The organism is Asanoa ferruginea (assembly GCF_003387075.1).
Lineage (GTDB): Bacteria > Actinomycetota > Actinomycetes > Mycobacteriales > Micromonosporaceae > Asanoa > Asanoa ferruginea.
In genome coordinates, this window is the sequence record NZ_QUMQ01000001.1 from 6,001,455 (window position 1) to 6,025,336 (window position 23,882).

Below are 23,882 nucleotides of genomic sequence, written 5' to 3' on the forward strand. Positions count from 1 at the left end.
GCCACCCATGGCATCGATCAGCCGCTGGGCCCACGCTCACGAGTTGATCGCCCGACAGGGCAGCCAGCTCGACCGGCCGGGCAATGTCGCGGACGCGCTGCGCAGGATCTGCGGTGCGACGGCGACGGCGCTCACCGCCTCCGGCGTCGGTGTCAGCGTGGTGACCAGCGACGGCGACTGGGGATTCGCGATCGCGTCCAACCCGGCCTGCCAAGTCTTGGAGGAGCTCCAGTTCACGCTCGGGGAGGGTCCGTGTGTGGACGCCCTCGCGACCGGCCGGCCGGTTCTCGTCGCCGATGTGGCCGACGATGTCGCCGGCCGCTGGCCGATCTACCGTTCGGCGGTGCGCGAGAAGGGCGTGCGGTCAGTGTTCGCGTTTCCGTTGCTGGCCGGTTCCGCGAGTGTGGGCGTGCTCGACGTCTTCCGCGGCCGGGCCGGGGCGATGAACGAGGAGGAAGTCGCCCAGTCGCTGACGTTCGCGGACATCGCCCGCACCGCCATTCTCGACGGGCAGCACGAAGCGCCGGTCGACGAGGTGCCGGACGGCTTCGACGAGAGTCCGGGCTACCGCGCCGAGGTCTTCCAGGCCCAGGGGATGGTGATGGTGCAGCTCGGTGTCACGCTCGCGGAAGCGCTCCTGCGGCTCCGCGCCCACGCGTACGCGAATGACCGCACGCTCGCGGACGTCGCTCGGGATGTGGTCGGCCGCGCATTGCGGTTCGATAGGGAACGGAGGTTGCCGTGACTACCCTTTCCGCGCAGCGCCTGGCCGAGGTGTTCGTCGAGGTCTCCGACACCCTCGTCGACGAGTTCGACCTGGTCGACTTCCTGCACGTGCTCACCATGCGCACCGCGGAGATCGCGTCGGCCGGCGTCGTCGGGCTGGTTCTCGCCGACCGAAACGGTCACCTGCACTTCATGGCGGCCTCGCGCGAGGATGCCCGAATGTTGGAGCTGTTCCAGCTCCAGAACGACGAGGGACCCTGCCTCGACGCGTTCCGCACCGGCACGGCGGTGATCAACACTGATTTGCGGAAGGACGGCGGACGCTGGCCGCTGTTCGCGCCGCACGCCACCGCCGCTGGGTTCCGGTCCGTGCACGCATTCCCGCTGCGGCTGCGCGCGCAGACGATCGGCGCCCTCAACGTCTTCGGCACCACGGCCAGCCAGAGCCTCGATCCCGAAGACGTGCCGCTGGTGCAGGCGTTGGCCGACCTGGCGTCGATCGCCCTCGTGCAGGAACGCACCGTCCGGCAGGGGCAGGTGCTGGCCGAACAGCTTCAGGGCGCGCTCAACAGCCGGGTCGTCATCGAGCAGGCCAAGGGAGCGGTGGCGCAACACCGCGGCGTCAGCGTCGATGAGGCGTTCGAGCTCATCCGTGGGTACGCGCGGAGCAACAACCGTAGGCTCGGCGACGTCGCCCGCTCGGTCATCGCCGACGCGGACGGCGTCGCTGGTCTCACCCGTCCGTGATCGGATCCGCTAGAGCTGACTCGTCGCCTGATTGAGCAGGCTCTGGTGCTCCTCGATGACCGGAGCGGCCGCGGCGGCATCCTGCTTGACCGCGGCGTCCGAGCCCTTGGTGGTCTCGCGCTGGCAGTTTGCCGTTGCCGCCGTGTTGGCCGCCTGCTGCACCGGAATCCAGACCCGGTCATATTGGCTGTCCGGCACCTTGTCCAGCCGCGTCGTCGCCTGGCGTGCGGCGTCCGCCGGGCCCAGCGCCACGCCGACTGACGATGCGGTTTTCTGGAGGGACTGGTCCAGCCGGGTGTTGTCGGTGACGAGCCGCCCACCGAGGTCCTTGACCTGCTGGCTCTGCCCCTTCTGCTGAGCCTGTTGGCCGGTGGCGATCTCCAACAGGTTGAACTGATGTGCGGCCTGGAGATAGGCGACGTCCTGCGCGGACGGCGCCGCGGTGGGTGAGCTTGCCGCCCCGGCCACGGCAGGACCGGCGCCGAGCGCGGCCACGAGAGCGGCGGCTACCCCGAGTGTTCGCAATGCCATGGCCGTGGTCCCCCTCACTGCACGAGGGTTGACTACCCGGGCATCTCAGCGCTAACCGCTCGTCGTGCCTATTGCGCGGTCTCCCGGACGGGCGGTGGCCAGGAGCGCTGCGGATCGACCTGTTCGGCGATCTGGCGGCCGATGTCGCGCAGCTCGGCTACTTGTTCGGGGCGGATCGCGTCGAACACGGCTCGCCGGACCGCTTCGACGTGCCCGGGCGCGGCCTGCACGACGACGGCCCAGCCGGCCTCGGTGAGGGTCGCCTCGACGAAGCGGCCGTTCTCGGCGGAGGGCTCGCGGGAGATCCAACCGCGCTCCTCCAGGCGCTTGACCACGTTTGACAGCCGGGAGAGCGAGGCGTTGGTGAACTGGGCCAGGTCGCTCATCCGCATCCGCCGGTCGGGCGACATCGACAGCCCACCGAGGACCAGGTATTCGAAGAACGAGATGCCGCTGTCGCGCTGCAACTGGGCGTCGAACGCGCCCGGCAGTTTGATCATGAGCCAGGACAGGGCGAGCCAGGCGTCGCGCTCGTCTGGCGACAGCCATCGCGGTTCGGTCTGGCCCTCCACGGCGTACAGCCTACCGGCCCACGGCATGCCTTTGACGTAGATCACTTCAACGTTGACTTCATTCTTGAAGTAAGCTTACGGTGACTTCAAGCGTGAAGTCACACGAGCGAAGGATGGCCACCGTGACGCTTTTCCGGCTGGACGCCAGCATCCGGGCCGAAGGCTCCGCGAGCCGCGAGATCGCCGACATCGTCGAGCAGGAGTGGCTGGCGGCCCACCCGGGCGAGACGGTCGAGCGCCGGCACATCGGCGTCGAGGTGCTACCCGCCGACGCGTGGGGACACGCGGTCAGTGCCGGCTACGTGCAGGCCGAGGACCGAACGGCCGAGCAGACCGCCGCCCTCAAGCTGGCCACCACGCTGACCGATGAGCTGGTCAGCGCCGACGCCGTGTTGCTGGCCGTGCCGCTCTACAACTGGGGCGTTTCGCAGCACGTCAAGGTCTGGTTCGACCTGATCATGACCGATCCGCGGGTGCGCGCACCCGAGCCGCTGCTGCGAGGAAAGCCGGTGGTGCTGGCCACGGTCCGCGGCGGCGGATACGCCCCGGGCATGCCCAAGCACGGCTGGGACCACTCCACGCCGTACCTGCGCCGGATGCTCGGCGACCTCTGGGGCGCCGACCTGACCGTGGTCGAGCGGGAACTGACCCTGGCGGAGGTGAACCCCGCGATGGAGCCGCTACGCCCGCTTGCCGCCCAGCTGCACGCCGAGGCCCTGGACGCGGCCCTGGCCGTGGGCCGGGCGTTCGGGATCGTGCCCGTCGGGGAAACGCCTCGGGCCGCTGGGTAGCCAGGGGCCGACCAGGTCCTCCGCGAGGGTCCAGAGCGCGGCGCGGCGGGCGGGGTCGGCGGCGCGAGCCGGGATGCGGAGGCGGCGTGGGCCCGGGCCGAAGAAGCCGCCCGTCATCGCCGGGTCGGTGGCCAGGGTGACCGGGCCACGGGCCGCGACCGACGGTGCCGCGCCGAGCAGGCGTTGCACCAGCGCTGCCGCCGCGCGGACCGGGCGCGGCACGCCGCGGGCCTGGGCGAACACGTCGGTCGCGACCAGGCCGGGGTAGACGCAGCTGACCTCGACGCGGGTGTCGCCCAGCCGGTCGGCCAGCTCGACGGCGAGCAGGTCGTTGGCGAACTGGGTGCGGCCCGAGACGACGCCCAGACCGCGGCCACCCTGGCGGAGGTGCGGGTCGGTCAGGTCGAGGGTGTCGCGGTAGCGGCCCGCGTTGGCGACCAGCACCACCCGGCCCGACGGCGCGACCGTGAGCAGCGGCAGCAGCCGGCGGACGAGCAGGTGGCGGGAGAGATAGTTCAGCGCCAACGTGCGTTCCATGCCCTCTTCCGTCCACTCCGGAGCGAGGGCGAGCACGCCGGCGCAGAGGAGCAGCGCGTCAAGGCGTGGTGCGCGAGCGGCGATCTCGTCGGCCGCCCGCGCGGTCTCGCGCATGCTGGCCAGGTCCGCACGGACGAAGGAGCCGTCCAGGTCGGCCAGCACCGCGGCGGCCCGCGCGGAGTCCCGGCCGACGATCAGCACCCGGTAGCCGCGCCGGCCCAGCTCCACCGCGCACGCCCGGCCGATCCCACCGGTGCCACCGGTCACGACCGCCGTCGGTTTGTCGTCTCTCATGTGCTTGACGCTAGGGAGGATTCCGGCGGCGAACCATGCGTGCGCGTCCGGGGAACCCCAGCGGGCGTCTCGTACGGCACGCTGGTGGAATGGACCTGTTGAGCGCCGTGCTGCGGGAGCTGCGATTCGAGAGCGCGGGCTACCGGTGGCTGGAGCTCGGTGCGCCCTACCGGGTCACGTTCGACCGGCCCGGGCTTCGCGGCGTGCACCTCGTGGCGCGCGGCGCGTGCGAGCTCGACGACGGCGCGATCACCCGGCTCGAGGCCGGCGACCTGGTCATCTTCCCGCGCGGCCACGCACACACCCTGCGCTCGCCCGGTGCCGGCACTGTCCCGGCCGTGTCGGGCTTCGACCTGGCCACGCGTACGCCCGGCAACCGACTGCGGGCCGGCCACCCGACGGTGGACACCGTCGTCGTCTGCGGCGCGTTCCTCGTCGGCGAGCCCGATCATCCGGCGCTGCGCGGCATCCCCCGCCGCCTGCACGTGCCCGGCACCGGCGGGCGCCCCGCAGCCTGGCTCGCGCCGCTGGTCGACGCGCTCGCGACCGAGGCCTTCGACGGCGGGCCCGGCAGCGACCTGGTGATGGCGCGGCTGTCCGACGCGCTGCTGATCCGTGCGATCCGCCACCACAGCAAGACCGTCGACACTCCCGGGTGGCTGGCCGGGCTGCGCGACCCATACGTGGCCCCCGCCCTCGCCGCACTGCACGCCGACCCGGCCCGACCGTGGACGTTGGCCGCGCTGGCCACCACGGCCGGCCTGTCCCGGGCGGCGTTCGCGGCCCGGTTCACCGAGGCGGTCGGCGAGCCGGCGATGCGCTACCTGCTCGCGCTGCGCATGCAACGGGCGCGCGCCCTGCTCCGCGACGAGCGCGCCACTGTCGCGGCGGTCGCGACCCAGGTCGGCTACCGGTCCGAGATGGCGTTCGCCGCCGCCTTCAAGCGCGAGATCGGCATTCCGCCCGGTGCCTACCGCAGGACGCCGTAGCGCCCGCTCTCGAGTCAAGGGGTCTCGCCCCGAATCACCCGCGCCCGGGTGCCTTGCCTCACTCGCGCGCGGGGTTATCCACCCGCGGCCACGCCCAAGGCCACCGCACACCGTTGAGAGCGTGACGAACGCAGACGGGTCACCGAGGCAGATGGAAGCGGGCAGGCATGGGTGGCCGACGTGGGCTGGGGTCGATCCTGCGGGCTCCGGCGCACGGGCGGCTGCGCCGGGCCAGAGTCGGCGTGACAGCGGCCTTCGCACTCGGCGGCGCGCTGTGCGGCGTCCTCACCTCGCGCATCCCGGCGCTGATGGACGAGCTCGCGATCTCGCCGAGCCAGTTGGGTGGCGTGCTGTTCGTGTGGGGCCTGGGTGCGGTCGCCAGCACCCAGGCGCTGCGGTGGGTCATGGCGCGCACCGGCAGCGCACCGGTGCTGCGCGTGGCGGCGCCGCTGTACGCGTCGACCCTGGCGCTGGTCGCCTGCGCGCAGAGCTATGGGCTGCTGCTTGCCGCCGTCGCCGTGTTCGGCATGGGCCTGGGCGCGGTCGACGTCGCCGCCAACTCGCAGGGGTCGGCCACCGAACGCGCGTACGGCCGGCCGCTTGTCGCCGGCATCCACGCGGGCTGGCCGGTCGGGGCAGGCGTCGGCGGGCTGGTCGCGGCCTTCTGCGCACATCTCGGTGTTCCCTATCGGTCGACTCTCGTCGGCGCGGCGGTGCTCGCGCTACCGGTGGCGTTGGCGCTGGGCCGCACCCTGCTCGACACCCGGCATGGGGGCCACCCGCGTCGGCACGATCGTTCGCGCAGTCGGACCCGGCCGGTGGTGTACGGGTTCGGCGTCATAGCGTTCGCCGCGCTCGCGATCGAGGTCGCGGTCACCGACTGGACCGGCGTGCTGCTGCATGACGGCCTCGGCACGTCGCAAGCCGTCGCGGCGCTCGCCTATCCCTTGTTTCAGGCGGGCATTCTCACCGGGCGAGTCGTGGCCGACCGGCTGCGCACCTGGCTGGGAGCGCGAGTTGTGCTCGTGTCGGCCGGCGCCGCGACCGCGGGACTCCTCGCCCTGACCGCGGCTCCACAACCGCTCGTCGTGCTCGTCGGCATCTGCGGCGTCGGCGTCGCCATCAGCCCGGTTCTGCCGCTGGCGTTCTCCCTCGCCGGCACCAGCGACGCACAGAGCAGCGACGCCGCGATCGCGCAACTCGGCGTCATCGCCTATGCCGGTGTGCTCGCCAGCCCCGCGATGATCGGCGTGCTCGCCGATGCGGCGACTCTTCGGGTGGCCCTGGTGGTGGTCGCCATCGCGCTCGGGGCGGCCATCGTGCTGGCGGGTCTGCTACTGCCGATCGACTATGCCGACATCCGGCTCCGGGTCGGCGCTCTCCCACAGCAGGCACGGCGAGGCAGCGAGGCCGCGGGGGACGTGGCCGGACCCCAGGCGCCGATGACACGGATGGACTCGGACGTCATTTGATACAGGTCATTTCTGTGCGGATCGCTATTTCATTCTTGCGAGTGAAGAATTGCGTTCGCGAGTCCTTGATCTGACTTGAAGGCCGGCTGTAAGTCGCCTTGACGATACCTTCGAGACGCGGCAACGATTTCCAGGAAATTCTTTTCCTGGAAAGAGGTGTACGCAAATGAGCTTGGGCGTAAACCGAAATGCGCGACGGCTCGCCCTCCGGCGAATACGCGCAGGGCTCGTGGCCGTCGCCGTGACCGCGACGTGCCTGGTGGCCTGGGCGGCGCCGGCGCAGGCGCTGCCGTTGAGCGTGACCGTCACGATTGTCAGGGTGGCGGAATGCTGTCCGGGTGGCCCGATCGACCTGGATTCGGAAGCCGATTTCTATGGCCGCACGACCATCGGCGGCTCGTCGACCGATTTCGGGGAGATCGAGGACAAATCGATTATCACGCCGGACGACTGGAAGGCCACCCAAACGGTCGACCACAGCAATGCCACGACCGATGTGAAGATCGAGGTATTCGACGAGGACGACGGCCTGAATTTCCGCGACAACCAGATCGATCTCACCAACAACGATGCCGACCGCGCGGTGAATTTCTCGATCGACCTGCATCCGGAGAACTCCCGCTGTTACTTCACCGGCGACGTCAGCGGACCGTGCGGTGTCGAGGTCACGACGGAGGGCAACGCCGACGACGGCGATGTCGGCGACATGATCCTCATGGTCGAGGTCAACGAGCCGCCACAGGCGCCCGGCCGCCACGTCAGGTGCCTGCACTCGCCGCTGTGGCCGCAGCCCGGCGAGCCGGTCACCATCACCGCCGAAGCGTTCGGCGACCAACCCGACGGCGCTCCGCTTCCGCCGCTGATCTCCGACCAGTTGGACATCTTCTTCTCGACCGACGGCGGCGCGACCCGGCAGAAGATCGGTGGTTCGGGCCGGCAGACGACGTTGAGCGCCAGCCAGACGGCCGGAGCGGCGGGCTCGACCTTCTCCTACAGTTGCCTGGCGATCGATCGCCTCGAGCCGGTCGACTCCGGGTGGCACACGGTGCAGGTCGGTGATCCGCCGCAGGGCCGCGCCGTGCCGGTGCTGCTGACGGGCTCCCGTGAGCGGGCGCTCGACGTCGTGCTGTTCCCGGCGACCACCAACGTGCGCAGTCAACCGAACAACCCGTCGAACACCAGCCTGCTGACCTTCCCGGTCTACAGCGGGCCGAAAGACGCCAATTTCCTCAACCACGCCCACGACGCCGTCCTCGAGCTGATGCGAGAGCAACTCCTGCTCGACAACCAGCGCGACATCAACGTCTGGATAGCCCGCGACCCCGCCGGGACAGGCGGTTACCGGGACACGAGCGGCGACGGCAACCCGGACCTGTGCCAGCACCAACTGCCGGCCAACCTCGGCACCGACTACGGATTCGGCAATGTCCGCGCGATCCTGCATCCCGCGACACCGGCACCCGGTGACCTGAACACCTTGCGGGAATGCGCCGTCGGCGGGGTGATGAGTGCCGAGTCCGGTGAGACCGGGGTGTTCATCCACGAGACCGGCCACGCCGGATTCGGCCTGGCCGACGAATACTGCTGCGACGGCGGCTACTTCCAGACCCCCGAGGTTCCCAACGTCTACAAGAGCCGCGACGCGTGCCTCAACGACGTCGGCAGCCTCAGCGGTGTGGCCGGCGACTGCCGCGGCATGGACTCGGTCGACCCCGGCACCGATTTTGATTTCTGGGTCTCCGATCCCGCGTCCAACGACCTGATGAACGACAACAACTTCGCCCGGCGAGCCGACCGCCGACGCATAACCTTCGTCTTCGGTCAATGCGACCAGGGAAAGTGCTGAGGGGTCCTACGATGCCGAATCTCGTTCCCCGCCGGCTGCGGCGGGCCCGCCTACCCATGCTGATAATCGGCGTCGTCGCCCTGACGATCGGCGCGCTCCACGCGACCGCACAGGCGGTCCCCAATGCCGCCAATCCGCTCAGCGACCCGGTTCCCCGGCCCGAATACGTCGATGACGCCCGCAGCTTCGTCGCCGCGATCGATTTCCAGTCCGCGCAGTCCGGCACGTCAGCCGGCGTTGTGGTGTCCAATGTGGCCACGCCCGGCACGGCGTTCCTGAAGCCGGACCTGACGGTGTCCAGCATCGCCGACGGCGCGGTGGTGCGCTCCACGACGATGCCGAACCCGGCTCTGGCGTACGCCGAGAATGTGGGCTTCACGAGCCAGGCCGGCCGCGCTTACGTGCTCGTGCCCTACGACAGTCGGGTCGAGCAGCTCCAGTTGGCCGGCCCGGCCGGTGCCACGGTGGCCACGGTCGACACCACGCAGGCGGTCCACGACTATTGCGTCGCTAACCCCAACGACCCGGACTGCCGCGAAAGCGACCTGTCGGTCGACGCCGTCGCAGCACCCGGGCCGCTGTTCGGCGTGCTCGGCCGGCCGGTGACCATCACCGTGGCCAGCACGGTCGCCAACGCCGGCCCCGACGGTCCGACCGAGGCCAAGGTCGAACGCAAGGTGCTGGCCGGTCCGGGCATCACCGTCACCCCCGACGCTCCGGCCACGACGCCGGCCACTCTCGCGGTCGGCACGCCGCAGCGGCTGGAGAAGGCGTACACGGTGACCTGTCTTCAGCCCGGACCCCGCACGCTCGACTTCACGACGGCCGTGACTCCGAGACGGGCGTCCGTCGTCGACGCGCGGGCCGACAACAACCGGCGGACCGCGCGGCTGACGCTCGACTGCGCGGTTCCGGTGACCATCAACATCCACCCCGGCAGCGCGCCGAACCCCGTCAACCTGCACGCCGCCAACGTGCCCACCGCGGTGCTCACCACCCGCGCCGGCGAATACGGCAACCCGCTCGCGTTCGACGCGACCACCATCGTCGTCAGCGCGACCAGGTTCGGCTCGCCGGACCTCCTCCTGCGCGGCCTCGGCGTGACGGAGAAACACGACAAGATTCACAAGGAGGATTCGGTGGAGCGCGACGAGCGAACGCACGACCGAGACCTCGACGCGGTGCTCCACTTCGGACCGGCCGGCGACGCGTTCACGCCGACCGACACGATGGGCTGCGTCTTCGGCAAGTTCACCAGCGGCCCGTCGGCGCAGACGAGCTTCTACGGCTGCGACACGGTCACCATCGTCGGCTAGGTTCCGCGCGGTCGGCTGTCAGGTTGAACCTGACAGCCGACCGTCGTGGCTACCCGTCACAGGCCCTTACATTGGCCGGTCGCGGGGCCTCGGATCGTGTTCGGCTGGCCGTTGTTGACCGGCGGGGGAGTGTTGCCGGTGCACGACAGCGGGCCGTTGACGACGTTGCCGGCGAGCACGGGTGCGGCGGCGACAGTCGAGCCGGTCAGGGTGAGCGGGCCGCTGATCCGCACCCCTTCGATCTCGACCTCACCCGTTGTGCCGGTGAGGGTGACCGGTCCGCTGACCGACCCGCCGATCAGCTCGACCATTGCCGCGCCGGTGGCACTCACCGGGCCCTGGACCACGGCGTCCGTGGCGATCAGCGACCCGCCCGGCCGGACGGTCACCGGCCCGGAGACGGTGGCGCCGGCCAGGCAGGTGACCCCGGCGCTGACCACCAGCGGGCCGCGGTGGGTGCCCGACACCGTCGAGGTGCAGGTGTCCACGACGACCGTGAAACGGGCGGTCGCGCTACCGGTCGGCCGGGTGGCCGTGATCGTCGCCTGATAGACACCATTGCGGGCGTACGTGTGACTCGCCGTTGCCGTGTAGATGCCGTTGGCGGTCTTGTTGGTGCCGGCCGTGCCGCTCAGCGTCGCCGGCGAACTGGTTCCATCGCCCCAGTCGACCGTCGCGGAAACCTGCTCCACCGTCGCGCCCGGAGTGGACACGGACGCGATGTCGCCCGCGACCGTCCGCTCGTCGGTGGCGATGTCCGGCGCCGCCACGTCGACCCGCCACGGCACCTGCGGCGAGGGGTAGAAGTTCTGACCCTGGAGCTGCCACCGCAGTCCGTGCCCGGCCACCCGGCTGACGAAGGAGGCGAGGTTACGGTCGGGGTGGACCTGCGGCGACCAGCCGAGCTCCGCGGTCGCCGGAAGCCGCGGGAACATCTGGAACCCGATATCGTCGAGGGTTCGCAACGTTTCGGACCACATCGCCGCCTCGACACCGAGGATGTCAGCGTCGGTCACCGCCGGTAGGGTGACACCGCCGGTGGTCCGCGCCGGGATGTAGGTGGCCGGGTCGCTGCTGGTGCCCGACCAGTTGTAGAACTGGGATACGTCGAGCCGGCCGGCCCAACTGAGCCCGAGCGGGCTGCCGACGAACTGCTGCATGTCGAGGTAGCTGTGGTTGGCCGGCGACATCACGACCTTCATGCCCTTCTGCACAGCCCGCCTGGCGGTGTCGCCGCCGGAGCCGGCCGGGTTCCCGTTGTTCCAGAATTGGGCGACGGCTGCGGGCGAGCCGGGCTGGCCGAAGTTCGCCTGCGAGATCTCGGCCCAGCCCATGGCGATCTTGCCCTGCGCCTTGACGATCTGCGCTTCCTGGTCGACGAAGCTGACGTAGCGCGCGCTGGCCAGGGTGGACGCCGGCACCTCGTCACCACCGAGGTGGTAGTAGGGCCCGGCCGACATGGCACTGAGTTGGCTGATGATGTCGGTCAGGATCGCCCAGGTGTTCGGGCTCTCCGGGCACATCGCGCTGTAGCCGACCGCACCGGTCAGGTTCCATTGTGGAGGCGTGCGGGTCGTGCAGTTGACGTCGGGCAGCGCGGGGTTGGCCTCCGGCCCCGCGTAGGACATGACGATCGCGTTGGTGTGCCCCGGCGAGTCGACCTCCGGGATGACGGTCATGAAGTGCGCCGCCGCGTAGTTGACGACGTCGACATACTCGGCCTGGGTCCAGAAGCCCCCCGGGTCATTGTTGATCGAAAATTGTCCACCGATGGCCGTGAGCTCGGGCCGGCCGTTGATCGCGATCCGGAAGCCCTGGTCGTCGCTGACGTGCAGATGCAACACATTCAGCTTGTACGCGGACGCCTGGTCGATCACGCGCTTGACCACGTCTGGCGGCTGGAAATGCCGGGCGATGTCGAGCATCATGCCGCGATACGCGTACCGCGGGGTGTCGGTGATCCGCACGCCGGACACAGTCCAGGGGCCCGGCCGCACGGTCGGGCTCTCGATCCAGGGCGGGAGCAGTTGACGCAGGGTGTGCATGCCGTAGAAGAGCCCGGCCGGCCGCCGCGCCTCGAGGTGGATGCCGCTGCCCGAAACGTCGAGCCGGTAGCCCTCGTCGCCCAGGTCCGCGTCGTCGGTCAGGCCCAGCGCGATGTCACCCGGTTGCGGCGCGGCCGTCGACACCGGCAGGGGATAGCCGGTCGAGGACCGCATGGTCGCCGCGAGCGCGTCCGCCACCGCCCGCGTTTCCTCGGCTCCCACGATCCTGGTGGTCGGCCCGACCACGAAGGTCTCCCCGGGTATCGCCTCCATGGCGGCCGGGAGCGGCACGACCTGCGGTGCCGTGACCGGCGCGGTGTCCGCCAGCGCCGGCGTGGCCGCCGGACCGGTCAGTGCCACTGCCTGGATCGCGAGCATGACGACCAGCGCCATCGGGCCGAGCCGCCGTCTGGCTCGCGTGCCCCGGGTCCTGTTCGACGTCTGCATGTCAGACCTCCCTGCTCCGGGGACCACGGGCTGAATCGATCAACGCCCGTTGATGGTAGGCGCAGCGACCACCTACCGTAAAGAGTCCTTACAGAAAGTAACGACGACCGTCGACTGTGGAGTCCCTTCGCTGCGCTAGCTTTCATCTGTGCATGCGCTCAACGATCGGGTAGAAGCCTTGGCGGTGGCCATCTCATCCGAGTTGTTCGATGGTCCGCCGGGTTTGTTTCCGCCGGTCCGAGGATTGGTCGATCGCGTCTTCCGTGGCGCGGTGCGGCGGGCCCGGCCGGATGAGCTGGGGCCGATGGGCCTGCCGGACCAGGTGTGCCGGGTCGTGTCCGCGTTGGGCGCTCCGGTGAGCTGCGGCGACTACTTCGCCGCCGAGCCGTGGAGCTTCCTCGACGCCGGGCTCCGCCCGTCCGGGTCTTCGTCGCGGCTGCGGACGTTCGGCACCGGTTGGAACGACACGACGGCCTTCTGCCTCGACAGCGAGACACCCACGGTGCACGGCGTGGTCGTCCAGGACGGCCGGATAGTCGACGAGCTCTACGTCAACCGCGATTACGCCACGTTCATGGCGTTCCTGTGCCATCTGCGGGTGCTCCTCGACGTCTACCAGCAGGTCAGCGTCGAGGCATACCTTCGCGAGGTGCCGGTCGTCCGGGATCATCTCGCGCGGCTCGACAAGGACGCGCTGGTGGACGGCGCGTGGTGGGTGGGTCTGGTCGAAGAGTTCGACATGGTGTGAACTGGTCTCCGCCGGCCGGCCTCAACGATGCGGCGAAGCTGGCCGGATCCGCCGCATGCTCCTCATCGTTCGGACGTTGGCCGGAGGCGAGTCATTGGTGGCGTTCGGGTCCGCCGTGATCACTATGCCGGGCGAGGGATAGTGGCGCTAACGATCTTCGTTGAGGACCAGGCTCATCGCCGGATCCGCAGTCTGCACGACGATCCGGGCAACACCTTTCTGAACGTGTGCCGCAGGTTGACCGCCCGGGGCACAGCTGTCCTGGACGTCGTCGACCCGTATGCCGATACGATGCTCAACTTCATCCAGCTCGATCGGTTGATCGGCGAGCTCAACGCCGCGCTGGAAAGCGGAGCGCTGGCCGCCCACGAGTCAGCCATCACCCGCGCCGTCGTCGAGGCGGCGGTAGAGGCCCGTGAGTTGAGCGGATATCTGTACATCGAGGGCGACTAAGAGTCACCCTGCCGCCTCGACTCAGCGGAAGGCCTGGGCGACCGTCCAGATGAGTCTGATCACGAAGGCGTGCACGCGGTAGAGCGCGTAGCAGAGCCACACCGTGAACAGGAGCGTCGCCCCGATGAGGATCGCGTACGCGACGAACGGTCCGCTTTCCAGCACCCACGCGCCGGCCATCGCCACGGTCGCGACCACCAGGGCCAGTGGCACGATCCGGATCAGGCCCTTGACCGTTCGCCACAGGTCGTAGGCGAGGCGCGCCCGCGAGTGGGCCGGCCACGGTGGGCTGGGCTCGTCGGTGGACGACGTCCGCGTGGCCAGGTCGGCCAGGTCCCGGCTGGCGACGCGGTCCGGCTCGTGCGGTGAGGTGCGCAGGGCTTCGGTCAGCGCGGTGAGATCGGCCCGCTGGCGGGGACAGCCGGTGCGCGGATCGGTCAGCAGCAGGTCGGGGATGGGATTGCCCTTCGGACCCCGGTGCGCGAGCACCCAGGCCCGGCCGGTTCCCTTCAGCGTTCCCGGTGGCAGCACGAGCGTCGTACCCGAATGCAGGTCGACCGATTCTCCTCGGCGTTCGGAGGTGACCCGCAGCGTCGACCCGTCAACCCGCGCGGCCCGGTCGCTCAGGGAGCGTCCATCGCCGTAGAGGTCCATGGCCGCGAAGAAGCCGAAGATCAACGCAGCCCCGCCGAGCATCAGGGCGACGAAACCCAGCGCCTGGTGCCATTGGGTCGCCAGCACCACCAGAACGAGGACGGGTAGGAGGACCAGCAGGTACCACCCGGTGAAGACCACGGCCTTGCGCCGGTCCAGCCGCAGATGCCACCGGGCGAGGTCGGACCCGGCGGGGAACTCGCTCAGGCGTAGCGCTCCCGCCGGTGGCTGGGCATTTCGCAGGTCGTGCAGCCGATCGCCGGTCAGGACCGCCAGTTGGTCGACGAAGCGATCCTCGTCGTCTGCCACCTCGTCGAGCCGGCACAGGTCAAGCGCCGGGGTCCCGTCGAGCGGGCTGGGCACGGTGGTGGCGTCTCCCAGCCCGACCGCGTCGGCCGGCACCAGAAACAAGCGCGTTTCCGGCGCGGCGTTGCGCGGCCCTCCGCTGCTCGGGACGTCGGCCACGACCACCGCGACGATCTGGCCCCACCGCAGCCGGCGCTCGAGCGACGGCAGGCGCAGCGACCAGCCGTCGGCGTCGATATCGACGGCAAACCCGCCGCCAGCGGGCCGGATCATCCGGATCCCGATCACGAAGAACAGCACCAGCCAGAAGGCGAGCGCGAGCTGACTGAACAAGTCCCAGTCCCGAAGCGCGGTCCGGAAGGACAGCAGCGCGGTGACCGTCGCTCCGGTCACCAGGAGCAGACCGATGATCGCTCGAAAGGCCCGGTCGGCCCGGCGCCGGCGCAGCTTCACCGGCTTATCGTCAGGGATTCTGTCAAGTCAATGTCGTCGCAGCGCGCGCCACCGCTACCCACAGGACCGCCGCCTTCGGCATACGGTTGCGAACCTTGCGTACGGTGCCGGATGATGACCGACGCAGAAGGTGGTGGTCGCAGACTGTGAGCGGATTCGAGGTTCAGATCGGCCAGCTGCGCAACGCTGCCAAGGCGGCGGGATCTGCGGCTGACCAGGCGAAGGCGGTCAACCCGGGCACCGGTCTGGATGCGATCGCGACCGCATTGCCAGGTGGTGTCGCGGCAATGCGCGCGCCGACCCTGGCGTCGACGTTCAACGAGCGTGGGCAGGGTTGGGCCGGCGAGATCGAGCAGTGGAGCAAGTCGGTCACATCCAACGCGAACGCGTACGCCGAGAATGAAGATGCTGCGAAGAAGGCTTTCGGGGGATGACTGTCGGCTACGACGATGTCCGCAAGTGGGACGCTGGGGCGGTCGATGCCGCGGCGACCGAGCTGCGTGGCCGGCGGGACAAACTCATCGGGCTGCAGGACGAGCTCGACGACGCCCGGAGACTGCCCGACTGGCACGGCGCCGCGGGCGAGGGCGCACGCACGTCGCTCGGGGTGACGCGGAACAACGCCGAGATCCTGGTCGCGGAGCTGTCCGCCGTCGAACGAGCCCTGCTCACCGCGTCGGACGACGTGACCACCCTGAGGAACCGGGTCGCCGATAACGACTCCCTCGCGCAGACCTATCAGTTCAGCATCGCCGCCGACGGCGCGATCGTCGACATCGCGCCGGCCGACCCGCCGCCGAGGTCGCGGTTCGAAGCCGAAGAGCAAGCCGAGGCCCAGCGCTACCGCCTGACCATCAGGAAGCAGTTGGAGCAGGAAACCAAGGCGATCCTCACCACGGCGAACAACATCGACGCCGCCCTGGCCCGGGTGATGCAACTGGCGCTCGACCGCAAGATCAGCGATCACGACGCGACCACCCTGGCCGGCGCCCTCAAGGGCGGGGAGATCGACGCCAAGGTGGCCGAGATGGAGCAGGCACTGCGCGACGCCGGGTTGCTGACCGGGCCGCCCGCGTCTGGCCACTATCGGCAGTGGCTGGAAAACGCGGTGCGCCGGGGCGTGCCGATCGACACGATCACCAAGATGGCCGCCGATCACCACATCACGCCGGAGGACTTCGCGATCCTCGACCGGATGGAGGAGATCCGCGAAGACGAAGACGGCGACGGGATCTTCAAGTCCTACTTCCTGATGCCGACCGACTTCAGCGGTGACGACGCGGTCAAGGCCGTGCGGATGACCTACATCCTGAACGCGGGCACCGACTACGGGACCGAAGGCGAAACGACCGATTTCACACCGACGCCGTACGGATCCGAGGAGCTGCAACGGATCACCGACCGGCAACGGGACAACTCGTTCAGCTACGACGACGATGTGGGATTCGTGCACGACAACGGTGGGCGGTTGGTGACCACCCCCAACGGCATGATGATGGGCCTGGGCGGCAACCTCATCCAGGATGCCTTCAGCCAGCGCGGCGGCACGACGTGGGGCGACACGTTCATGCTGAACATCGACGACCCGCAGGATCCTGCGCAACAGCTCCGCGAGGTGGCGACGTCGGGCCACGCCTGGTACGAAGGCGACGACGGCGCCTACCAAGGGAATCTCGACATGGACCGGCTGCTGCACCATGAGGAGCGCCACTCCCAACAATGGGCGGAAGAGGGTTACACCGGCTTCCTCGCCTCCTACGCGTGGGAGAAGGTCACCGGCGGCAACAAGACCGAGGAAGACGCGGGGCTTTCCGATGGCGGATATCGCTAAATGGCTGCGCGTCGCCTGCGCCGCCCTGCTCGTGGCGACGGCGACACTGACGGCGGCGTGCGACACCAAGGCGCAGTTCGCGCCGTCGCTGCCAACGGCGGCCGGGTTCCGCGTCGACGACGGCGTCCTGAAACTCTGGACGGGCACCCCGTGCCAGGGCGTCATCGGCCTGAGGCTGATCTTCGACTCCGGCACGACGCAGAGCAAGGAGCAGGTGTGGACCGCGCCGAAGCCGGGCGTGCCACTCGAGCGGATAGACCTGCTGAGCACCGCCGGGGGACCCGCCCCGGACACCGGCGGACCTCTCCAGGTCCAGAAACCGCTGCCCGCCGACTACGACTGGACCAAGGCGGGCTCGATCCACTTCTCCGTTGACGGCCCGAAGGCGTTCGGTGCCAGGGTCGACGTCGCCCAGGTGTTGAGCGAGTCGGCCCGGCACCCGTCCGACAGCTACCTGTTCGGCCAGCGCGGCTGGATGGACGCCTCCGACGTGCAGCGCGAGAACACCAAGTCGTTCCTGACCGTCTGCACCCCCGACCCGAAGTGACCGCGGTAGGGACTTATCGCGCGGCGAACTCGTCGAAGGTGAAGCCAGGGCCCTGGATGCCTCCCGGGCCGCCGGGATCGAAAACGCCGACATCGCGGAAGACGCCGAGGACGGGGTCAGCAATCTGGTAGGCGCAGAACGCGAACGCCAGAAAGATCAGGCCGAAGACCAGTGGGATGACCAGGGTCCAGCCGCCCGCGCGCACCGACGTGGCGTCGGTCGGATTCCGCGGGTCGTAGAGCACCTCGATGCTGCTGCCAACCAGGTGCGACCGGAACCCGCTCAGATCAGCCAACACGGTCGTCACCGCCTGCCCCGAGCTCGGTTGGAACCTGACCACGGGCCGGAACCTGGTTCTCCCGTGCGACCACGACTCCAACTGGTTGTCCACGACCTGCGCGGTCACGCGCTGGCCCGAAGCGGCGAGGGTGCGCAGCTTGTGCCACCGGCGTGCCGTCGCGACGATCAACCCAGCGCCGACCAGGGCAGGAACGCCCACGACGAAGGCCGTCACGACGTACGGCAACCAGGTCAGGTTCTCGATCATGGCGAGACTGTAGCTGGGCGATATCGATCGGCATAGCGCCCCTTGAGCAGGGGGTCAAGGGGCGCGCCCAACCGACCCCTACGCCCAGGCGGGATCACGGCCCGTCAGGCCGAGGATGCGGTCAAAGGGAGGTGCGTCGGCCGGCACCGCGACCGCCGGTCCGTAGAGGCCCATCTCCCGCCCCTGCTCCACGGCGGCGAACATCGTGTCGCGCAGATGGGCCAGCAGGTCGGCGGGCAGTTCCAGCCGCTGCCCGGTCGCCACCGCGAGGTCCCAGCCGTGCACGGCCAACTCGCCGACGATCATATTGCCCATGAGGGGCGATGGCAGCATTTGCGGCGTGCCCATGCTCGTCTCGCCCTCCCAGGCGCTCGGCGGCGCCCAGGCCGACGTGATGTCGTCCAGCAGGGCGAGCAGGCGGCCACGGCAGTCGCCAGTCGTGAGGTCCACATCGGACTCGGCGGCCGCCGGCTGCGGAACGGACTCCTTGCGGCCGGCGCCGGCGAGCGACGGGCCCCAGAACAGCAGGTGGTTGACCAGCGCTCGCACGTCGTACTCCGTGCAAGGGGTCTTGTTGGTGAGCTGTTCGTCGGTGATGCTGCGGGCGACTGACGCCATGGCCTCGGCCGCGTCGGAAAGGTGTGCTGACATGGCGGCGACGCTAGGCGGCGCGGGCCGGAGCGGTATTGAACAAAGGCGACCGGCATACACTCTGCCGTGTGGGGCGGGACGTTCGTGAGCTGCGGAGTGCGTGGACCAGATATCAGCGCCACGCGTTCCACACCCCGTCGCCGGCGCTCGCGCCGTGGGTGGAGCAATACTGGGAGGCTCGCTGGGACTACGCCGAGCCCTACCGGCAGAAGGTCGTGCCCTACCCGAAGGTGCACCTGTCGTTCGGCGGCGGCCGCGCCGACGTCAACGGCGTGTGCAGCGGCCACCAGATCAAGGTCCTCGACGGCAACGACCACGTCTTCGGCGTCGCGTTCCGGCCGGGCGGCTTCCGCCCGTTCCTCGGCGCCTCCGTCTCGACGATCACCGACCGGGTCGTCCCGGCGACCGAGGTGTTCGGCACAGACCTGCCCACGACGCTCGACGTGCCGACCGTGGAGGCGTTCCTGCTCCAACACCTGCCAGACGACGATCCAGGGGTACGCGAGGCGGTGTCAGCGGTCGAGCTGATCGCCGAAGACAACGCCGTGACCAGGGTCGAACGCCTCGCCGCTGAGCTGGGGCTGAGCGTGCGCGGGCTGCAACGGCTGTTCGCGGAGCACGTCGGCATCGGGCCCAAGTGGGTGATCCGCCGCTACCGCCTGCACGAGGTGACCGCGCGCATGGCCGCCGGCGGTGCGATCGACTGGGCCGCGCTTGCGGCCGACCTCGGTTACGCCGACCAGGGCCACTTCATCCGTGACTTCAAGAGCATGTTCGGCGAGCCACCGACCTGGTACGCGCAGCGGTACTAGCCCGCCTCCGGCTGCCGCGCCAGCGTGGCGCGCACGGCCACGATCGTCACCGCCACGAGGGTCGCGAAGACCGGACCGGTCGCGACGTGCGCGACCGCGAGCACGACGGTGTCACCGCGGCCGTAGAAGATCACCTGCACGGCGGCGTTCACCATGTTGATCGCGATGGCCGCGGTCGTCGCGATCAGATGGACCCGGCGTAGCGCGCGGTTGCGATACCAGTCTCTGGGCCCGCCGGTGACCCGGTTGAGGATGAGCCCGGTCAGCGGTCGTCGCCACAGGATGCTGGCCAGGCAGATCAGGATCACGGCGAACGGGATCAGCGTGGGCACCAGGAAGAACCCACGCGCCTGGCCGGTGACAGCGGCGACGACCGCGCACACCGCGACCACCGCGATGCCGACAAGGGCCGACCGCGGGGACTGCCGGCGCGCCAGCCGGTAGCCCAACCCGGCGACCGCCGTCAGCGCCGCGGCGATGATCGCCGGATACAGCCCGGCGATCGCGTTGACCGCCACGAACAGCAGGCTCGGCGCGGCGGCCAGCCCGACGGCGATCCAGCGTTGCGGGTCGCTCCAGGTTTGCCGGATCGCAGCCCAGCCCGAGGCCGGTGCGGCGTCCCGCGCATGGTGTCGTTGGTTCATACGCCAAAGGTTGCACGTGAAACGGTTTCTTGCAAACCTTTCTCGGGCGAGATAGTGTCGGATGATGCCTACCGAACGAGTCCGCGCCGAGACGCCCGCCGCGGCCGAAACCCCGGACAACCCGCAGGAGGGCTCACCGTTCGCGATGGGGCTGCTGTTGCGCCGGGCGCATGACCGGGTCGCGGCAGCGGTCGACGTGGCGCTGGCCCCGTTCGGCATCGAACGGCGGCATCTGGTGGTGCTGATGCTGTTGCACGCCGCCGGGCCCCTCAGCCAGCGCGACCTGGTGATCCAGACCAACCACGACAAGGCCTCGATCGTGCGGATCGTCGACGACCTCGAGCGGCTCGACCTGGCCACACGTCAGTTGGTGCAGGGCGACCGCAGACTGCGGGCGGTGACCCTGACCGACCACGGCCGGGAGATCTTCGCCGCCGCCTACCAGGCGGCCCGACCAGCCGAGGCGGGGGTGACCGCCGCCCTCAGCCCGGGCGAAACCCGGCAACTGCAAACCCTGCTCCGCAAGATAACGGGCGACTGAACCTCCCGAACCACCTCTGGGAAGGCTGCACCATGCGTGTCCTCATCGTCGGCGCCGGCCTCGGTGGCCTGACCCTGCTGCACGGCCTACGCGCCGCTGGCATCGACGCCCACGTCTACGAACGCTCGGCACGGCAAGGCGGCCAGCCCGCCAGCTACGGCATCCACCTCGACGCCAACGGCCTGCGGGCCCTGCACAACAGCTTGCCGGCCGATAACTGGAAACACCTCGACGCCGACGGCGTGCCCGCCCCCATGGTCGTCCGCTTCCACGACCCGCACCGTGGCGTGATCGCCACCATCGACAAACGCTTCCCCGAAAACGCCACCGACCCCGTCACCAAACGCCGCGCCATCAGCCGCGGTGAGCTTCGGGAAGCCCTGCTGCGCGGCACCGACTCGGCTCCGATCGTGCACTGGGACAAGGCCTTCACCCACTACGGGCTCACCGATGACGGCGTGCGGGCCCACTTCGCCGACGGGACCCACGCCGAGGGTGACATCCTGGTCGGCGCCGACGGCAGCAACTCGCGTGTCCGCCACCAACGCCTGCCGGATCTGCGACGCCAGGAACTCGGCATCGTCAACATCGCCGGACGGGTCCCACTGGCCGGCGACGTCGCGGCCACCCTGCCCGCGGAGCTCACCGACGGTGGCATCAACAACGTCGTGCCCACCAGGACGGGTTGGATGTTCCTGTCCACCTGGGCCACCGGCGACCCCTACCTCGTCTGGGCCTGGGCGGCAGCCGAGGATTCCTACCCGCCCGGCGTGCGCGACCTCGACGGCACCGCACTCAAACATCTCGTCACCGAGCGAACCAGCACCTGGTCCACACCCCTGCGCACCCTTGTCCACGCCACCGATCCAGGGACAATCACCACCGTGCCCTTGCGAACCATGCCCCAGCTCCCCGACTGGACCTCGTCGCGGATCACCCTGCTCGGCGACGCCATCCACAACATGACCCCCATGGCCGGCATCGGCGCCAACACCGCCCTACGCGACGCCGACCAACTCCGCCGCGCATTGTCCACAAGCGACAATCCGGTCCAGGCCATCAACGCGTACGAGACCGCCATGCGCGATTACGCCAACCAGGCCCTGAAGCTCTCCACCCGCAACGCCACCAACGCCGCCCTCGCCACCCGCGCCAACCGGGCCGCTTTCCGTGCCCTCCTCCGTGCCGGCACACACCTGCCAGCGCTCCGCCGCAAGATGTTCGGCCCGACAGCCCGATGAAGCGCGCAATGCGACTGGGCATCGTCGGAGCCGGTGAGGTGGCGCAGCGCCACGCGGCCGCGGCGACGCAAGTCGACGGCTTGGCCTTCACCGCTGTCACCGACACAGCCGGCGACCGGGCTCGCCGGCTGGCGGACCGGTATGGCGCGCGTGCCGTGGCGGACGTCGACGGGCTGCTCGCCGAGGTCGACCTGGTCGTGCTCGCCGTGCCGCACGCCTACCACGCCGACCTGTCCTTGCGCGCGGCCGCGGCCGGATGCGAGGTGCTGGTCGAGAAGCCGATGGCGACCACCGTCGAAGAGTGCGACCGCATGATCGCGCAAATCGGCGACCGCCTGCACATCGGTCAACAGGGCCGCTTCTTCGCCCAGGTCAGCGCCGCACGGCAGGAACTCGAGCGGCTCGGCGCGCCACTGTTGTATCTGGAGCGCCGCTCGACCGACTACGCCCGCGCCGACGTGCCCGCGTGGTTCGCGGACCCCGCACTGGCCGGCGGTGGCATCGCCATGCTCGTCGGCGTGCACAGCATCGACCGGGCGTGCTGGCTGCTCGGCGGCAAGCTGGAGGCGGTAGCCGGCTCGGTCGCGGTCCCGGCGGGCTGGGCGGTCGAGACGGCCGCGGCGATGACGCTCCACTTCGCCGAGGGACTGCGGGCTCACCTCACGTTGGTCGACTCCCCGGATTTCTTCCACGAGACCACGATCATTTGCGAGCGAGGCCGGCTCGTCATTGACGGCTCCGGACTGACCGTCGGCGACCGCCGTGTCGTCGAGGTGGACGGCGACCAGGAATACACGGCGTCATTTCGCCGCCAATACGAGGCGTTGCTGCACGGACAACCGCTGGCCACCCCCGACGAGGGTCGGCAAGCCGTCGCGGCGGTGTGCGCTCTCTATCGCTCAGCGCGGTCCGGAGGCGCCCCGGTGCCGTTGCGCTAACACGTCAAGCCGGCTGTCTTGCGCAGAACTCGTTACCTTCGGCGATGGCCTCAGTCACAGCGAGTTCTCAGGAAGCGGGGGACCAAAACGGCTCACCGCGGTGTTGTTGCAGATGACGCCGCAGCCAGCGGCGCAGAAGAGGAGAGATCGTGTCACACGATTACAGCAAGACTCCGGACGCGCTCAGCCGTCTCACCGACAGCCAGTTTCGCGTCACTCAGCGAGACGGGACCGAGCCCGCATTCCGGAACGAGTACTGGGACAATCACGAGGCCGGGATCTACGTGGACGTGGTCTCGGGGCAGCCGCTGTTCTCGTCGACCGACAAGTACGACAGTGGCACCGGATGGCCCAGTTTCACCAAGCCGATCGAAGCGGGCGTCGTCCGGACAAAGACCGACAGAACGCTCTGGATGAGCCGCACCGAGGTGCGGTCCGCCGGGGCTGACAGCCACCTCGGCCACCTTTTCGATGACGGCCCTGCCGACGCCGGAGGCCAGCGTTACTGCATGAACTCGGCTGCGCTGCGCTTCATCCCGGTCGCCGAGCTCGAGGCCCAGGGTTACGGCGAGTACCGCTCGCTGTTCGAGCCGGCCGCCCCGAACGCCACGAAGGAGAACGCATCATGACCAGCGGAATCAACGACACCGGACAGGTCAGCCGCGAGCCGGGCACCGAGACGGCCGTTCTGGCCGGCGGGTGCTTCTGGGGCATGGAGGATCTCATCCGCCGGCAGCCGGGAGTGCTGGACACGCGCGTCGGCTACACCGGCGGCGACAACGACCACGCGACCTATCGCAACCACCCTGGCCACGCCGAAGCGGTCGAGATCGTCTTCGATCCGACGCAGACGACCTACCGCGACATCCTGGCGTTCTTCTTCCAGATCCACGACCCGTCGACGTTGAACCGGCAGGGCAACGACATGGGCTCGAGCTACCGCTCGGCGATCTTCCCGCTCACCGACGAGCAGGAGCGAGTCGCCCGCGACACGATCGCGGACGTCGATGCCTCAGGGTTGTGGCCGGGCAAGGCGGTCACGACGATCGAGCCGGCCGGCTCGTTCTGGGAGGCCGAGCCCGAGCACCAGGACTACCTGGTCAACTACCCGTCCGGCTACACCTGCCACTTCCCGCGGCCTGACTGGGTGCTGCCCAGGCGCTCCGCGACCTCAGCCTGACGCGAAGCTGAGCGGGCGCGTCC

27 protein-coding genes are annotated in these 23,882 nt (G+C 69.6%); 18 read left to right on the plus strand and 9 right to left on the minus strand.

The features are described from left to right. Nucleotides 1-7 precede the first annotated feature (7 nt). Together DFJ67_RS28085 and DFJ67_RS28090 are read left to right on the plus strand one after the other, a co-directional pair. Nucleotides 8-745, plus strand: coding sequence for a GAF and ANTAR domain-containing protein (locus DFJ67_RS28085; protein WP_147315627.1), 738 nt, complete (start codon nt 8-10; stop codon nt 743-745). After that, nucleotides 742-1,473 carry a GAF and ANTAR domain-containing protein gene (locus tag DFJ67_RS28090; RefSeq protein ID WP_116070781.1) on the plus strand — a complete coding sequence of 244 codons (732 nt, stop codon included), beginning with the start codon at nt 742-744 and terminating at the stop codon, nt 1,471-1,473. Before DFJ67_RS28085 ends, DFJ67_RS28090 begins: the two co-directional genes overlap by 4 nt. Before the next feature lie 9 nt (nt 1,474-1,482). On the opposite strand, the gene DFJ67_RS28095 is transcribed toward DFJ67_RS28090, so the two are convergent. Together DFJ67_RS28095 and DFJ67_RS28100 are read right to left on the minus strand one after the other, a co-directional pair. Next, the gene (locus tag DFJ67_RS28095) at nt 1,483-1,968 is read right to left on the minus strand and encodes a DUF4142 domain-containing protein (RefSeq protein WP_170216012.1); all 486 of its coding nucleotides are present in this window, start codon (nt 1,966-1,968) and stop codon (nt 1,483-1,485) included. A 104-nt stretch (nt 1,969-2,072) separates the two neighbouring features. Beyond that, complete coding sequence (locus DFJ67_RS28100) at nt 2,073-2,576, minus strand: MarR family winged helix-turn-helix transcriptional regulator (protein WP_116076724.1); 504 nt, start codon at nt 2,574-2,576, stop codon at nt 2,073-2,075. Between the two features lie 122 nt (nt 2,577-2,698). Between DFJ67_RS28100 and DFJ67_RS28105 the strand changes: the two genes are divergently transcribed. Then, the gene (locus DFJ67_RS28105) at nt 2,699-3,367 is read left to right on the plus strand and encodes an FMN-dependent NADH-azoreductase (protein WP_116076726.1); all 669 of its coding nucleotides are present in this window, start codon (nt 2,699-2,701) and stop codon (nt 3,365-3,367) included. Here the strand turns inward: DFJ67_RS28105 and DFJ67_RS28110 are convergent. Next, nucleotides 3,257-4,198, minus strand: a complete 942-nt coding sequence (locus tag DFJ67_RS28110) for an SDR family NAD(P)-dependent oxidoreductase (protein ID WP_116070783.1) — start codon at nt 4,196-4,198, stop codon at nt 3,257-3,259. The genes DFJ67_RS28105 and DFJ67_RS28110 overlap by 111 nt on opposite strands. 89 nt (nt 4,199-4,287) lie before the next feature. Here DFJ67_RS28110 and DFJ67_RS28115 point away from each other — a divergent pair, with 89 nt between their 5' ends. Next, the gene (locus DFJ67_RS28115) at nt 4,288-5,187 is read left to right on the plus strand and encodes an AraC family transcriptional regulator (protein WP_116070784.1); all 900 of its coding nucleotides are present in this window, start codon (nt 4,288-4,290) and stop codon (nt 5,185-5,187) included. Nucleotides 5,188-5,354: 167 nt separating this feature from the next. Then, on the plus strand, nt 5,355-6,659 hold the full coding sequence (locus tag DFJ67_RS28120; protein ID WP_116070785.1) for an MFS transporter: 1,305 nt from the start codon (nt 5,355-5,357) through the stop codon (nt 6,657-6,659). Here the strand turns inward: DFJ67_RS28120 and DFJ67_RS42365 are convergent. Continuing rightward, a complete protein-coding gene (locus DFJ67_RS42365) occupies nt 6,652-7,266 on the minus strand; it encodes a hypothetical protein (RefSeq protein WP_147315629.1) in 615 nt (204 codons plus the stop codon). The two genes, DFJ67_RS28120 and DFJ67_RS42365, sit on opposite strands and share 8 nt — an antisense overlap. Here DFJ67_RS42365 and DFJ67_RS28125 point away from each other — a divergent pair. Together DFJ67_RS28125 and DFJ67_RS28130 are read left to right on the plus strand one after the other, a co-directional pair. Continuing rightward, the gene (locus DFJ67_RS28125) at nt 7,243-8,505 is read left to right on the plus strand and encodes a metallopeptidase domain-containing protein (protein WP_147315630.1); all 1,263 of its coding nucleotides are present in this window, start codon (nt 7,243-7,245) and stop codon (nt 8,503-8,505) included. The genes DFJ67_RS42365 and DFJ67_RS28125 overlap by 24 nt on opposite strands. An 11-nt stretch (nt 8,506-8,516) precedes the next feature. After that, nucleotides 8,517-9,821, plus strand: a complete 1,305-nt coding sequence (locus DFJ67_RS28130) for a hypothetical protein (protein WP_116070787.1) — start codon at nt 8,517-8,519, stop codon at nt 9,819-9,821. A 56-nt stretch (nt 9,822-9,877) separates the two neighbouring features. Here the strand turns inward: DFJ67_RS28130 and DFJ67_RS28135 are convergent, their stop codons facing one another. Continuing rightward, the gene (locus DFJ67_RS28135) at nt 9,878-12,313 is read right to left on the minus strand and encodes a family 20 glycosylhydrolase (protein WP_116070788.1); all 2,436 of its coding nucleotides are present in this window, start codon (nt 12,311-12,313) and stop codon (nt 9,878-9,880) included. Nucleotides 12,314-12,617: 304 nt separating this feature from the next. On the opposite strand from DFJ67_RS28135, the gene DFJ67_RS28140 reads away from it, so the two are divergent. Both DFJ67_RS28140 and DFJ67_RS28145 read left to right on the plus strand, forming a co-directional pair. Further along, the gene (locus DFJ67_RS28140; RefSeq protein ID WP_147315631.1) at nt 12,618-13,061 is read left to right on the plus strand and encodes an SUKH-4 family immunity protein; all 444 of its coding nucleotides are present in this window, start codon (nt 12,618-12,620) and stop codon (nt 13,059-13,061) included. A gap of 141 nt (nt 13,062-13,202) precedes the next feature. Further along, complete coding sequence (locus tag DFJ67_RS28145) at nt 13,203-13,514, plus strand: hypothetical protein (protein ID WP_116070790.1); 312 nt, start codon at nt 13,203-13,205, stop codon at nt 13,512-13,514. Between the two features lie 21 nt (nt 13,515-13,535). Here the strand turns inward: DFJ67_RS28145 and DFJ67_RS28150 are convergent, their stop codons facing one another. After that, nucleotides 13,536-14,927: a hypothetical protein gene (locus tag DFJ67_RS28150; protein WP_116070791.1), complete on the minus strand. Its 1,392-nt coding sequence runs from the start codon at nt 14,925-14,927 to the stop codon at nt 13,536-13,538. Between the two features lie 146 nt (nt 14,928-15,073). On the opposite strand from DFJ67_RS28150, the gene DFJ67_RS28155 reads away from it, so the two are divergent. Genes DFJ67_RS28155 through DFJ67_RS28165 form a run of 3 tightly spaced genes read left to right on the plus strand, consistent with a single transcriptional unit; the run spans nt 15,074 to nt 17,305 of the window. Further along, nucleotides 15,074-15,361, plus strand: a complete 288-nt coding sequence (locus DFJ67_RS28155) for a hypothetical protein (RefSeq protein ID WP_116070792.1) — start codon at nt 15,074-15,076, stop codon at nt 15,359-15,361. Then, a complete protein-coding gene (locus tag DFJ67_RS28160) occupies nt 15,358-16,758 on the plus strand; it encodes a hypothetical protein (protein ID WP_116070793.1) in 1,401 nt (466 codons plus the stop codon). The genes DFJ67_RS28155 and DFJ67_RS28160 overlap by 4 nt, the downstream gene beginning before the upstream one ends. Next, entirely contained in the window at nt 16,742-17,305 is a 564-nt protein-coding gene (locus tag DFJ67_RS28165; RefSeq protein ID WP_116070794.1) for a hypothetical protein, read from the plus strand. The genes DFJ67_RS28160 and DFJ67_RS28165 overlap by 17 nt, the downstream gene beginning before the upstream one ends. A 13-nt stretch (nt 17,306-17,318) precedes the next feature. Here DFJ67_RS28165 and DFJ67_RS28170 read toward each other — a convergent pair whose 3' ends face one another. Beyond that, nucleotides 17,319-17,852: a DUF3592 domain-containing protein gene (locus DFJ67_RS28170; RefSeq protein WP_116070795.1), complete on the minus strand. Its 534-nt coding sequence runs from the start codon at nt 17,850-17,852 to the stop codon at nt 17,319-17,321. 78 nt (nt 17,853-17,930) lie between these two features. Beyond that, entirely contained in the window at nt 17,931-18,503 is a 573-nt protein-coding gene (locus DFJ67_RS28175; protein ID WP_116070796.1) for a TIGR03086 family metal-binding protein, read from the minus strand. A gap of 68 nt (nt 18,504-18,571) precedes the next feature. On the opposite strand from DFJ67_RS28175, the gene DFJ67_RS28180 reads away from it, so the two are divergent. Next, entirely contained in the window at nt 18,572-19,315 is a 744-nt protein-coding gene (locus DFJ67_RS28180; protein WP_203784207.1) for a helix-turn-helix domain-containing protein, read from the plus strand. Here DFJ67_RS28180 and DFJ67_RS28185 read toward each other — a convergent pair. Further along, the gene (locus tag DFJ67_RS28185; RefSeq protein WP_116070797.1) at nt 19,312-19,959 is read right to left on the minus strand and encodes a DUF3159 domain-containing protein; all 648 of its coding nucleotides are present in this window, start codon (nt 19,957-19,959) and stop codon (nt 19,312-19,314) included. The genes DFJ67_RS28180 and DFJ67_RS28185 overlap by 4 nt on opposite strands. A 64-nt stretch (nt 19,960-20,023) precedes the next feature. Between DFJ67_RS28185 and DFJ67_RS28190 the strand changes: the two genes are divergently transcribed. From DFJ67_RS28190 to msrA, 5 genes are all read left to right on the plus strand, one after another. Next, nucleotides 20,024-20,500, plus strand: coding sequence for a MarR family winged helix-turn-helix transcriptional regulator (locus DFJ67_RS28190; protein ID WP_116076729.1), 477 nt, complete (start codon nt 20,024-20,026; stop codon nt 20,498-20,500). Between the two features lie 32 nt (nt 20,501-20,532). Beyond that, the gene (locus DFJ67_RS28195; RefSeq protein ID WP_116070798.1) at nt 20,533-21,741 is read left to right on the plus strand and encodes an FAD-dependent oxidoreductase; all 1,209 of its coding nucleotides are present in this window, start codon (nt 20,533-20,535) and stop codon (nt 21,739-21,741) included. A gap of 8 nt (nt 21,742-21,749) precedes the next feature. Beyond that, a complete protein-coding gene (locus DFJ67_RS28200) occupies nt 21,750-22,679 on the plus strand; it encodes a Gfo/Idh/MocA family protein (RefSeq protein WP_170216013.1) in 930 nt (309 codons plus the stop codon). 149 nt (nt 22,680-22,828) lie between these two features. Then, complete coding sequence (msrB, locus tag DFJ67_RS28205) at nt 22,829-23,308, plus strand: peptide-methionine (R)-S-oxide reductase MsrB (RefSeq protein ID WP_116070800.1); 480 nt, start codon at nt 22,829-22,831, stop codon at nt 23,306-23,308. Continuing rightward, complete coding sequence (gene msrA, locus DFJ67_RS28210) at nt 23,305-23,859, plus strand: peptide-methionine (S)-S-oxide reductase MsrA (RefSeq protein WP_116070801.1); 555 nt, start codon at nt 23,305-23,307, stop codon at nt 23,857-23,859. The genes msrB and msrA overlap by 4 nt, the downstream gene beginning before the upstream one ends. Nucleotides 23,860-23,882: the final 23 nt, after the last annotated feature.